Genomic DNA, 12,239 nt, shown 5'->3' on the forward strand with positions numbered 1-12,239 from the left:
CCGACGGCCGGTCGTTACCCGGCCGAGGGGCGTTACATCGACAGCGCTTTTTCGGCCAGTTCGCGGGCCTTGCTGTAGTTATCGACCACCATCGCGTCCCAGCGCGATTCAACTTCGGCCTGACGCTGTTCCACCTCGTCGGTGGCCTTCTTGCGCTTCTTGGTGAAGATCGCGGCAAACTCCGGGTCAAGGCTCTGCGCCTCGTCGATCGGGGTCTGGTCAATCAGCGCGCGGGCCTCCTCGATCAGCGCCAGCGCTTCGGCATTGCCGCCGCCCGCGTGCTTTTCTTCGGCCTGCTGGACGGCGCGCACGGCGGCCTGAAGATCGGTCAGGCGATAGGTGATCATCACGTCGAAGAGCGAGTTGACCAGGTTGTAGCGCGCGCCGGACTTGTCCACGTCGAACTTGACGGTGGCTCCGATGGAGCTGTCTTCGAACGGGTTCGGGAAACCTTCGGGCGCATCGGCATAGGCGGCCGGGTTCACCGGCAGACGCATGATCGCCGGGTCAAGCAGCACCTTCTGGCCTTCGGGCGACAGCAGGAATTCCACGAAGCTGACCGCGCCGTCATGGTTGGGCGCGTTCTTGACGACGCCGACATTGGCCGGGACCAACGCCGTGACCGTCGGATAGGCGAAATCGACCGGGAAGCCCGAGGCGCGCGACGAGAAGCCGAAGAAGTCGATCACGATACCAAGGCCGAAATTGCCGGTATTGACCCCGTCCGGCACACCAAAGCTGCGTTCGGTCACGGTGCGGAAATTGCCCGCCATCCATTTCCATTGCGACCAGCCTTCCTGCCAGCCATCGCCTTGCAACAGCGTCTCCACCGTCAGGTGCGTGGTGCCGGAGCGCGAGGGCGCGGACATGCCGACATGGCCGAAATATTCGGGCTTGGTCAGGTCGCTCCACTCCCTTGCCGGCTCAAGCTCATGCGCCTTGAGGTAGCGTTCGTTCCACATGATGCCATAGCCCGAGGCCGCAAAGCCGAAATAGGTGCCGTCGGCGTCGTTCATCGGATAGGCGCCGATCTTTTCGGGGATGCCGTCGCTTTTCGGGGCGACCTTGGCGAGCAGGCCGTCGGCCTTCAGCACCTCGAACGCGTCGGGCGCCGAGGCCCAGAAGATGTCCGAGGTGTTCGACCCGGCCGTCTCTTCAAGGAATTTCACGCCCGAGGAGGTGCTTTTGTTCAGCACTTCAAGGTCGTAGCCCGGATTGGCGGCCTCGAAGGCCTTTTCGATCGGGCCGGTCATGGATTCGGGGAATGAGGTGATGACAGTGACCTTGCCGTCGGCAAAGGCGGCGCCTGCCGTAAGTGCTGCAACCGCGATCGAGCCGCAAAGCGACGCTTTCAGTTTCATGGGGTTCCTCCCTAGGATTTTTGCGCCTTCCTCCCGGCGCGGGGTCATCTTTCGGGAAGGGGTGTTGCCCTGTCAAAATTCCTGTTTTTCCATGGATTTCCAGCAGGATTGGGTCAGTTCTGACATGCCGTTCGGGTCAGTTCTGACCTATTCGAGAAGGCCGGTCGCCTTCATCCGCAGATAGAGCCGCTTGCGGGGGATACCCAGGATCGCGGCCGCGTCGCCCTTTTGCCCGCCGCTTTCCATCAGCGCGCGTTCAAGGATCGCGCGTTCATGGGCCAGCATCGAGGCGTCGTAGCTTTCCGCCTGTCCCGTTGCGGTCGCGGTATTGCGATCCAGCCCGAGGGGCAGCCCCAGAACCATGCGTTCGGCCACGCCGCGCAGCTCGCGCAGGTTGCCGGGCCAGGGATAGGTGCGGAACGGCTTCAGCGCCTCTTTCGTGACCATCGGCAGCGGTTTCTTGAAGCGGGCCGCGGCGTCGCGCAAGAACATTTCCAGAAGAACGAACATGTCCTTGTCCCGCTCTCGCAAGGGCGGCAGGCGGATCGGCGCGACGGTGACGAGGTAGTAAAGCTCATCGCTGATCTGCCCGGCATCGTGGCATTTCGACGGGTCACCGGTCAGCGAGGCGATGGTGCGCGCGCGCGTCGACTGGCGCAGGAACTCTGCCACGATGCTTTGCGCCTCGGTGCCAAGCCGGTGCAGCGCGCGGAAATAGACGGTGTCGTCGGGGCTGGCGGCGGTCAGGTCCTGCCGCAACTCTGCCTCGCTCAGATTGGCGCAGTTGATCGTGTGAAGGTCGCCGCTTACCTCGGAAAAGTCGTGAATCGCGCGGGCCGTCACCTCCTTGCCGGTTCCGGCCTCGCCATGCAGCAGCACCGTGATCGGCAGGGGTGCCAGGTCGAGAAGTTGCTTGCGGCAGTCCTTCATCACCGGCGAGGTGCCGACAAGACGCGACCGCAGGTCGCCAAAGCGCGCGACCCGGCGGCGCAGGCGCGTGTTCTCGATCGCCAGTTTGCGCGCGTTCAACGCCCGCCGCACCACGCCGAGAAGGAAATCCGGCTGCACCGGCTTTTCAAGGAAATCGTAGGCGCCGCCCCGGATGGCCGAGATCGCCATGCGCACGTCGCCATGCCCGGTCATCATCACGAACGGTACCTTCGGCGCGCGCGCCCGCATGTCCTTCAACACCCCAAACCCGTCCATTGACTGCATCCGCACATCGCACAGGACAAGCCCGTTCCATTCCGGGTCGATGATGTCGAGCATCCGCGCGCCGCCATCGAAAGCGCGGGTCGCGAAGCCCTCGCTTTCCAGAAGCTCGGCGGTCGCCTCGCGAAAATCGGTGTCGTCATCGACAAGATAGATCACCGGATCGCGTTTCATGCCTGTCCCTCCGGCAAGGTGATCGTCGCCCGCGCCCCCGGTCCGTTCGCCCGCCGCGCCAGCGTCAACCCGCCACCCATCCCCGTCAGGATGTTGAGCGAGATCGACAGGCCAAGGCCCATCCCGTCGCCGGGTTCCTTCGTCGTCACGAAAGGATCGACGGCGCGGTCGGGCGACAGCGCGCCGAAGCCGGCCCCGGTATCGACGACGCTGAAGGCGACCTTGCCGGGCGGGGCCGGTTCCACTCGCACCCTGATTTCGCCTTTCGCGCCCGTTTCGGCAATCGCATCGGCGGCGTTGGAGATCAGGTTGACCATCACCTGCGAGGTCAGGACGGAGTCGCCAAGGAACACCACCTTGGCGACCTCCGGCTCCACAATGAGCGTCGCGTCGCAACTGTCGAGTTTCGACCGCAGCAGTTCGCCGACCTCGGTCAGCAGGGGCGCAAGCTCCACCGGCTCCTTCGTGTAGTCGGAGCGGCGGGCGAAGCGGCGCAGATGGTCGATGATCTTCTCGATCCGGCTGACCAGATCGTCGATCTTGCCGATCTGCCGCGCCGCCGCGTCGGTGTCATGCGCGGCCAGCGCCTTTTCGGACAGGCGCAGCCTTTGGCGTATGGCGCCAAGCGGCTGGTTCAGCTCATGGCTGATCCCCGCCGAAAGCGACCCGAGTGCGGCGATCTTGCCGGCCTGAACCAGTTCCGATTGGGTCTGGCGCAGGCGGCGGATCGCGTCATCCCGTTCGCTGACCGAGGTCTGAAACGCCAGAACGGCGCGCGAAAGCTCGGCAATCTCGTCATTGCGCGCGGGCGGGTCCTCAAGCACGACGCGCTCCCCCGCCGCGATCTGGCGCATATGTTTCGTCAAGACCTGCATGGGTCGAATGATCGAAGGGCGGACATAGAGGAACAGGATCGACACCCCCGCAACCGCGCCGAAAAGCGTCAGAAGCAGCAGCACCCGCGCAGTAGCGGCGGAACGTTCGGAAAACGCATTGCTGACCGCAATCAGGTCGGCCCGTTGATGTTCGGTCAGATCGCGGATCTGGACCTGCACGTCGTTCAGGATCGTGAAGCTTGCGTCAAGCAACGTGCGCAGGCGTTCGCGTGTGCGAAACCAGGCCCGGCGCTTCTCGATGATGCCCGTCTTGCTCAGCGCGTTTCGTTCAAGCGTTTCCAGCCCTTGCACCAGCGACACGGTTTCGGTGGAATCGCGCAAGGTGGACTGCCACCTGCCGGCCCGCAGATGCGCATCGGCAAGAAGGGCCTCGAACTGTTCAAGCTGTTCCGGCGTCTGGCTTGCCGCGCTCTGGATGCCGAGGGTTGTTGCGACCGACATGGCGTCACCCAGATCGGCGAACATCTCGCCGTTGCGCTGTTCCTGCTGAAGCGTGTCGATCAGGCGCAGCCGCCTGGCATCGTCCGGCTCCTGCTTCAGCGCCAGCATCATGGTTTCGATATTGTAGGTGGTATCGGCCTTGAAGGCGGTGATCTCATCCTGGAAATCGACGTTCAGCCAGCGCAGACGCTCTGCCTGCGCCAAAAGGTCCACCTCGATGGTCCGCGTCTCATCCAGCGCGCGGATGACGCCCGTCAGGTTCGCTTGCAGCCGTTGCGAAACGTCGGTCCCGAACCCGTCCCCGCCTTCGCTTTGCAACAGGGCCTCAAGATCCGCGATAGAGGCGCGCAGCGCGGTTTCCTGCCCTTCGGGGTCGGGCTTTTGCGCCGACAGGATGCGGTTGCTGAGCATGGCCAGCTCGGCCGCATGGGAAGACAGCCGGGTGGCGTTCATCAGCTTCGGCACCTGCCGCGAGCCCAGCCCCTCGACCACACTCTGCGCGGTGCCGAACCAGAAGAAGGCGACACCGACAACGACCCATGTCAGGAAGACCGCCGTCAGGATCAGCAGGAAAAGCCGGGTCCAGATCGTCGGTGCGATGCGGTTCAGGATGTTCGTCATCTTCCGGCCTGCCGCTCAAGCGCTTCAAGCTCTGCCCTGGCGTCGGCCAGCGCTTTCCCGATCCGCGGGCGCCAGGCATGGACGATCTCGCGTTCCGCATCGCCCAGAGAGACCAGAACCGTTCCGCGCACCCCACCGGCGATCCGGCGCGACGCCTCTTGCGCCTCGTCCCAGCTGATCGGGATCGCGGTCAGCGCGCGGCGCAGATGCGCAAGCCGTTCCGGCGCCACCCGCCCGTCAAGCGCATGGGCGCGGCGCCAGAGGTCGCGCCGTTCGGTCAGTTGTTCGGTGACCATCAGGTCGAAAAGCGTGTTCACCGACCAGTAGCGATCCGCCGACATGCCGGCATCGTAGTTCAGCCAGGGAAGCCGCAGGGTCTGGATGATGCCTTCGGGTAGCTGATCCTCGAACTCCGCCCGGATTGCCGGATCGTAGGGAACCCGGCCGATATTCGGCTTCAGAAGCGCCAGCTGCCCCTCGCGCGACAGGATCATGCTGACGAATTCGCAGGCCGCCCTGGGGTCGCGGACCTGCTTCAGGATGCCGATCTGGGCCTTGGCCAGAACCACCGGACGGCCGTAGCGGAACTGAAGCGCCTCGGCGCGGGATTGCGCGAGAAAGTCGATGGTAAAGCCGATGTCAAAGCGGCGATCCATCAACCCTTCCGGCACCCCGAAGCTGCGCGCGGTAAGGGTCGAAAGATTGCCCGCCAGTTCAAGCAGATAGGCCCAGCCGTCGTCCCAGCCCCGCACCTGGAGGAGCTGTTCGACCAGCATATGCGTGGTCCCGGACCGCGACGGCCGCGCCATGGCCACCTTGCCGCGATAGATCGGCTTGAGAAGGTCGTTCCAGTCGCCCGGCATGAAGACCGCCGCATCGCGCCGCTTCGCCCAGCCGACGGCTGAGATCGCGAAGGGTTCGACGGACGCCGGACCGCCTGCGCCGCAGATCCCGGCGGGCGCGAAAGCCCCGGCGCGTTTCAGGATCGCGAACGCCTCCGGCGCCGAGGCCCAGAATATGCCGAACCGCCGCGTATTGCCGCGCAGCACCTCATCCACGGCGGCGACGGTGTTCTTGTTCAGGACACGAATGTCCCGCTCCGGGTGGCGGGCGGCGAAGGCTTGCACGAACTCATCGGAGAACTGTTCGGGAAAGGATGTCAGGATCGCCAGATCCTGCGCCCTGAGCGGTCCGGCTTGGGCCAGACACAGGAAGGCGAGGATGGACAGAAAGGCGCGCATGGCGGAAATCTAGCATGGCGATGGCCGATTGCCATGCGGCGCGGCGGGCGTCGCGAGGATGGGTCAAAAGTGACCTATGTGGGCACCGTAAAGTTAATGCCTGCACCGATGATTTATGGCATCTGGCAGCATGTCTACGCCCAACCTCTACCGCCGCCACCGCTTTCCACCCGATCTGATCGCCCACGCGGTGTGGCTCTATTTCCGCTTCCCGCTCAGCCTGCGGATGGTCGAGGATCTGCTGGCGCAGCGCGGCATCATCGTTTCACACCAGATGGTGCGGGCTTGGGCCGAAAAGTTCGGACGGTCCATCGCAAACACGATCCGTCGCAGATCGACAGGACGGTTTGACGACAAATGGCATCTCGATGAGGTTGTCGTCTCGATCGGTGGTCGCAAACATTGGCTCTGGCGCGCTGTCGACCAGGCGGGCTTCGTGCTCGATGTCCTGGTCCAGAGCCGCTGTCACTGTGCCCTAATTAATCAGAATCCGGTCTAAAATTCTCCAATGATATCAATGGCCGATTGCGCCCTTAATTTTCGTATTGTACCGTTAATTGCAATACTGTACCCTTAATTGCCGTACGGTCGGATCTGTGGATAAGTACTGACCACATGGGGCAGGGGATCGGCGTGGTCAACGAGCGTCTTGCAAGGCACCGAGCAGCAGTTCTCCGTCCGATCCTGGAACTTGAGAAGAGGGGCGCGCCGATCAGCGCGGCGATTGGCGATGCTGCCTGGGAGCTGGGCTTGGCGAAGAGCCACACCTGGTCGCTCTACCGGCGCCTGAGAGAGAACGATGCGCGTGCCGCCGCTCTCGAATTGGGCCGTCGCGGGCCGAAGCCGGGATCGAAGCGGATCGCGCAAGGGGTCGAAGCTATTATCGACGCCACGCTGCAGCGCTACTATCTGGTCCGCGAGCGGTCGAGCTTTCTGCGGATCTGTCGAGAGATCCGTTCGGAATGCGAGGCGAAGGGGTTTCAGCCCCCGACCCGGAGGACGGTGAAGGCCCGGCTCGACGTGATGGATCAGCGAGAAGTATTCATGAAACGACGCGGCGCGCAGGAAGCTGACCAGGTCTTTTCCGCGCGTCCCGGCCGCCTCAAGGTTTTGGCCCCGCTTGAGGTCGTTCAGATCGATCATACAACTTCGGACATCACGCTGGTCGATCACGTCAATCGGCGGCCACTTGCGCGACCTTATCTGACGGTTGCCATCGACGTCGCGACCCGGATCGTTCTCGGGGTCTATATCACTTTCGACGAGCCGTCTGTCTTGTCGATCGCGCTCTGTCTCGATCACTGCGTGCGCCGGAAAGCGGTACACGTTCCGGGGACGCTGGAAGAACTGGTTTGGCCGACGGCCGGCATCCCGACGGCGATCCACGTCGATAATGCGCAGGAGTTTCACAGCGATGCCTTCAGAACGGCCTGCGAAGATTGGGGTATTGCTGTCGAGTATCGTCCGCTTGGCGGTAAACACTACGGAGGCCATGTCGAACGCCTGATCGGAACGGCCATGGGGGCTGTTCATGTGCTGCCCGGGACGACCCAGTCCTCAATCGTCGAGAAGGGTGACTATGACAGTGAGAAGCACGCGGCCCTGACCCTGGCCGAGTTCGAGGACTGGCTTCATCTGGAAATATGCCGATACCACAATACGGTTCACGAAGCCCTTGGGCGAACGCCGTTAGCAGCCTGGGCTGACTTGGGCGGGGATACCGCCGGGCGGCAGGTTGTCGATGTCGAGGCCTTTCGGACAAGCTTCCTGCCCTTTGAGTGGCGTCGGCTCGGGCGCACCGGGATCACACTCTTCGAGGTGCATTACTGGAGCGATGCCTTTGCGTCGCTGGTCGGACGCGGGCAGGGCAAGGTGCAGGTGAAGTACGACCCGCGAGACTTGTCGCAGGTCTGGGTCATCGTCGACGACGGCCGCATGATCGCGGCGCGGTACCGGGATCTCAGCCACCCGCGAATATCGCTTTGGGAAAGTCGACGGGCGCGGAAAGAATGGAAGGATAAGCATGGCGGCCGGATTAACGAGCGGGTCCTGTTCCAGTTGATTGACGCGCAACGGCGGCTGGCCGAGGTAGCGCGCCAGACGACAAGGGCTGTCCGGTTGGAGAGTGAACGGGGCGCTCGGCTTCCACAGCACCAAGCGCACCGTGATCCGTCGCGCGAAATGTTCGCGATCGACACGGGCAACCCTGATCTCCCAACCTATCCGATTGATGAGTTTGATGACCCCAGACGAAAGAATTGACCGCATCCGCGGCGATCACTGGATCGCCTTCGACCGCGCCACGATCGCTCTCAACCGATTGACATCCCTGATGGAAATGCCGCAGCAGAGCCGGATGCCCGGCCTGATGGTCTATGGGAGTTCTGGTATCGGCAAGACGATGATCGCCAAGCGTATGGCGAGCAAGTACCCGACACAGTACAATGCCGAGCTGGGCGCGACGAAGACGCCTATCCTGCTGGTTCAGGCCCCGCCTGCACCGGACGAGCGGCGGTTCTATCAGCACATCCTGGCGACGATCGGTGCGCCGATGTGGGGTCGGCATACCGTTTCCGAGCTCGAGGTGCGTGCGCTTAGCCACCTTCGGGACATGGACCTGAGAATGCTGATGATCGACGAGGTGCACAATCTTCTTGCTGGAAGCTACCGGGAACAACGTCGCTTCCTGAACATGCTTCGGTTCCTCGCCAACGATCTCTGTGCCTCGCTCGTCGTCTTCGGTGTGAACGAAGCCCTCGAGGCGGTTCGAGGGGACGACCAACTGGCCCGACGGCTGGACGAACACTACCTGCCGCTCTGGACGGATGACGTGGAGTTCTCCCGCCTCATCCAGACTCTGATCGCGGCGATGGCGCTTGAGCAACGCTCCGGTCTGACGGTGGCGTCGCTTCGAACGATCCTGAAAGTGACCGGGGGGATCACGTCGCGCGTGTTCATCATGATAAAGTCCCTGGCCAGCGATGCGATCGAAACCGGTGAGGAACGGATCACCGACGAGGCGGTTCAGGCCTGGCAACCGGTATGGACGAAGCACGCCTGGAGCATTCCTCGCCAGCCGGTCGCCACGTTCGGGTGACGCTCAAGGCCTTGCCGCGGCGACCGCACCCGGCACGCGATGAGCTTCTGGCCAGCTGGATCGGGCGATTGGCGAAGGCCAATCACTGCTCCGCCGAAGAGCTTTGCGGATATCTGGGTTTGGGGCAGGGCAGGGTGCCCGAGCATGCGAGCGACCTGCGGGTGGCGGACTGGGTGCGGCTTTGTGCGGCGCTTCAGCGGACCCAGGATGAGATAACCGCCATGACCCTTCCGGACAAGATGCAACATTCCGTCCGATGCGTGTCGCCGCACGACTTCCAGTATTGTCCGGTCTGCGTGGAGAGAACACCTGATATTGTTCTTCGGCATTGGCGCTTTGCGTGGTCGATGACCTGCGAGATCTGTGGACAGACCCTCGCGACGAAGCGGCCAGCCGAAGCCGTATCAGACCGGCTTCTTGCGCGCGCTGCTTGCGGCGCGCAAGCCCTGAAATCGGCTGTCGCGACGAACGATCTCAGGCGGCTGCGCCGGATGGATTTGACCTTGCATGTCGTATCGATGCTGGACGTCGGCCGCTCAGCGTCCGTCATCTCCGCGAACGAGCGCGAAAGGTTGATGGCGCTCGCCGCGATCGGTGTCGGCATGACCCGTCCCTTGTTGGGCGCCGCCATCATCCTGCGAGGAAACGACCGGGCGGTCCGGGAATTGCGCCGCGTTTTTCCTCGGCATCGTCGGGTGATCGAGCGGATCCGTAGATTGTCGCAGGACCTTGATCGACGGCTTCCGGACCGACCTGAAGCAGATCATGCGCCTAAGCAGGAAACATGTGAAACGAGCCGCCAAGGTGGATCCGAGCGCGCGCTGCAGGCAGCTCGTCAGGCCATCTCCGAACTCGGACCGGACGCAAATCGCCAAGCGCTTCTGACGCGCGCCGATGCAATCTGGAGGCTCTTAAGTAGCGTCAAATCCTGAACCGCGCAGCCTGTGGATATATTGTAATTAAGGGTACAAAAGGGTCCCAAAATGCTCTGAATCCACAGAATCTGATTAATTAGGGCACAGTGACACCGGCGGCAGATGAGGCCGACTATGCCGAGATGGCGCTCACGGAAAACGAGCTCGACTTCGTGCTGTCGGGCGATCCTGTCCGGCGGCTTGCGCTCTGGCGGACCCCGCGCGGCGGCACGCTGCTCGACGTCGATCTGAAACCTCTCGGGTCCCTCCTGACTGTTCTTGGCGGCGGCAAGGCAGGGGTCGCGGCCTTCGGCGCGGATTACGAGGAGCGCCCACAGTTCTGGAAAACTGCCGTTCAGGAATAGTCAAATGAAATCAATATATTACATAACTATGCTTATCGGTTTCAGCTCTCTGATCGCGCTCGCGGCCTGCGACACGCCCTCCCTGCGCACGAATTGCTGGGCCAAGGTGCCGGAGGTTTCGCGGGGATATTCCGGGGGAATGTGCTGATGCGCAAGACCGCAACCGCCCTCGTTCTGGCAGCTGTGCCCTTCGGTGCGCTGGCGCAAAGCGTGCCGGTCGTGGATGCGAAAGGTCTGGCCAAGGTCGCCGCGGTTCTGGCCAAGGAACAAGCCGTCACCGCCGCCGAGGTCGATCAGACCGCGAAACGCGCCTCGATCTCGACCATCCGGCAGGATCAGCTTGATGCCATCGACGCCGTGCTGTCGACCGTCACCGGCGCGAGTGCTGCCACCGGCTCCATCGAGACCTTGGCCAGCGCCCCCGCGACGGATGTCTATGCGATAGACGACAACAACCCCTATGCGAACCGTCTCTTCGGCGATGCGCGCGTGACCATCGAACAGATGATCATCGCCACGGCCCAGAAGCATGGCGGCCACCCTGCCCTCGCGAAAGCGGGCATCAACCCACAAGACTTCCGCTGCTGGTTCCAGGCGATGGTGAAGCAGGAAAGCAATTTCTCCATCGGCGCCCGCTCGCCGAAGGCGGCCTTCGGGCTGACGCAGATCATTCCCGGCACCGCCCAGGGTCTTGGCATTTATCCGGCCTATTACGATGACCCGATGCTGCAACTCGATGGCGGTGCGCGGTATCTCCTGCAACAACTCTCGACCTTCGGATCGATGCCGCTGGCACTCGCGGCCTACAATGCCGGGCCCGGTGCGGTGCGGAAATACGGCGGTATCCCGCCCTACCGGGAAACGCAGGACTACGTCGTCAAGATCACCGGATATTATAACCGCTACGCGGGCCGCGTCTCGGGCGTCGATACCGAAGGCACGTTCGACCCGCGCGACATGGTGATTGCCGAGGCGAGCAACCAGGCCGATGCGGGCCTGCATTACGGTGTCCAGGCCGCCAGCGACATTGTGCGCTCCCTCACGCGCCTCCGCGAAATCACCACCCGTATTCCGGCGACGGCAACGGCCAAGGAGGAGATGGACCTCAACGCCTATGCCCGCGTCGAGGTCGCGCGGATCGCGTGGATGGTCCAGCGGCTGAAAGCCGCCCGCGCGCAGGTCGAGCACGCCCGCTACGCGCTCCTGCTGCAAGCCTATGCGCAGGACGAGAAATTCCTTCAGGTGAGGTATACCCCATGAAACAGCTTCTTCTCTCCGCCGCACTTGTTCTCGGTCCCGGTGTTGGCGCCGGCCTCGCGCAGGGCGTGCCGACGACAGACGTCAAGAACCTCGCCCAGCTCGTTCAGATGCTGACCGAGGCGCAGGCGCAGTTGAAGGAAGAGATTCTGCAAAACGTGAAGCTCGACGACCAGACGCTGAAACTTATCCAGCAGGTCCAGACGCTTCAGGCGCAGTATGATGCGCTGACCAAGGGCCTGACGCTCGCCCAGCTCAACATCGACCCGAAGACCTGGTTGCAAGACATGGTGCCGACCTGGGGTGACCTCACGACCTCGCTCACAAGCGCGCAATCAGGCCACTGGGGCGCGGTCACAAGCTCGGGCAAGATCGGATCGACCCCCGCAGGAACCTTCGTCGACGATCTATTTAAATCCGCAGGTTTGACGCAGGCCGACGTCTCGGCGCTGACATCAAGCACGGACCCCTCGGCGGCGCGCATCGGGACCTCGGCCAATACGAGCGCGTTCCTGTCGGTGGCGGCGCAAGAGAGCGCCCGAGGTATAGCGCGACAAACTGGGTGAGACGCGGGCGACAATCTGGATGAGATTCTATGTCGCGGCATCTGCGACGATAGCATGCTGATTGTCGCAGGCAAGTTTCTCTTTCGTTTCTGAT

At 63.0% G+C, this 12,239-nt stretch carries 10 protein-coding genes and 1 pseudogene; 7 read left to right on the forward strand and 4 right to left on the reverse strand.

What is annotated here, in order from left to right:
- Positions 1-32 precede the first annotated feature (32 nt).
- From LX70_RS14720 to LX70_RS14735, 4 genes are all read right to left on the reverse strand, one after another.
- Positions 33-1,361: an extracellular solute-binding protein gene (locus LX70_RS14720; RefSeq protein ID WP_105515535.1), complete on the reverse strand. Its 1,329-nt coding sequence runs from the start codon at positions 1,359-1,361 to the stop codon at positions 33-35.
- A 147-nt stretch (positions 1,362-1,508) separates the two neighbouring features.
- On the reverse strand, positions 1,509-2,747 hold the full coding sequence (locus LX70_RS14725) for a sigma-54-dependent transcriptional regulator (protein WP_105515536.1): 1,239 nt from the start codon (positions 2,745-2,747) through the stop codon (positions 1,509-1,511).
- Positions 2,744-4,705: an ATP-binding protein gene (locus LX70_RS14730; RefSeq protein ID WP_105515537.1), complete on the reverse strand. Its 1,962-nt coding sequence runs from the start codon at positions 4,703-4,705 to the stop codon at positions 2,744-2,746. The genes LX70_RS14725 and LX70_RS14730 overlap by 4 nt, the downstream gene beginning before the upstream one ends.
- Positions 4,702-5,946 (reverse strand): ABC transporter substrate-binding protein, encoded by a 1,245-nt coding sequence (locus LX70_RS14735; protein WP_105515538.1) that lies wholly within the window; start codon positions 5,944-5,946, stop codon positions 4,702-4,704. The genes LX70_RS14730 and LX70_RS14735 overlap by 4 nt, the downstream gene beginning before the upstream one ends.
- A gap of 130 nt (positions 5,947-6,076) precedes the next feature.
- On the opposite strand from LX70_RS14735, the pseudogene LX70_RS14740 reads away from it, so the two are divergent.
- The 7 genes and pseudogenes from LX70_RS14740 to LX70_RS14770 all read left to right on the forward strand — a co-directional run.
- Positions 6,077-6,409, forward strand: a pseudogene (locus tag LX70_RS14740) (IS6 family transposase); the annotation flags it as partial.
- A gap of 152 nt (positions 6,410-6,561) precedes the next feature.
- The gene (locus LX70_RS14745; RefSeq protein ID WP_105515539.1) at positions 6,562-8,208 is read left to right on the forward strand and encodes a Mu transposase C-terminal domain-containing protein; all 1,647 of its coding nucleotides are present in this window, start codon (positions 6,562-6,564) and stop codon (positions 8,206-8,208) included.
- Entirely contained in the window at positions 8,186-9,043 is an 858-nt protein-coding gene (locus LX70_RS14750) for a TniB family NTP-binding protein (protein WP_245885100.1), read from the forward strand. Before LX70_RS14745 ends, LX70_RS14750 begins: the two co-directional genes overlap by 23 nt.
- Positions 8,989-9,975 carry a TniQ family protein gene (locus tag LX70_RS14755; protein WP_105515541.1) on the forward strand — a complete coding sequence of 329 codons (987 nt, stop codon included), beginning with the start codon at positions 8,989-8,991 and terminating at the stop codon, positions 9,973-9,975. The genes LX70_RS14750 and LX70_RS14755 overlap by 55 nt, the downstream gene beginning before the upstream one ends.
- Before the next feature lie 89 nt (positions 9,976-10,064).
- Complete coding sequence (locus tag LX70_RS14760) at positions 10,065-10,322, forward strand: hypothetical protein (RefSeq protein ID WP_105515542.1); 258 nt, start codon at positions 10,065-10,067, stop codon at positions 10,320-10,322.
- A 147-nt stretch (positions 10,323-10,469) separates the two neighbouring features.
- Positions 10,470-11,582: a lytic transglycosylase domain-containing protein gene (locus tag LX70_RS14765; RefSeq protein WP_105515543.1), complete on the forward strand. Its 1,113-nt coding sequence runs from the start codon at positions 10,470-10,472 to the stop codon at positions 11,580-11,582.
- A complete protein-coding gene (locus LX70_RS14770) occupies positions 11,579-12,145 on the forward strand; it encodes a type IV secretion system protein (RefSeq protein WP_105515544.1) in 567 nt (188 codons plus the stop codon). Before LX70_RS14765 ends, LX70_RS14770 begins: the two co-directional genes overlap by 4 nt.
- Positions 12,146-12,239: the final 94 nt, after the last annotated feature.

The organism is Albidovulum denitrificans (genome assembly GCF_002973535.1).
GTDB classification, from domain to species: Bacteria; Pseudomonadota; Alphaproteobacteria; order Rhodobacterales; family Rhodobacteraceae; genus Albidovulum; species Albidovulum denitrificans.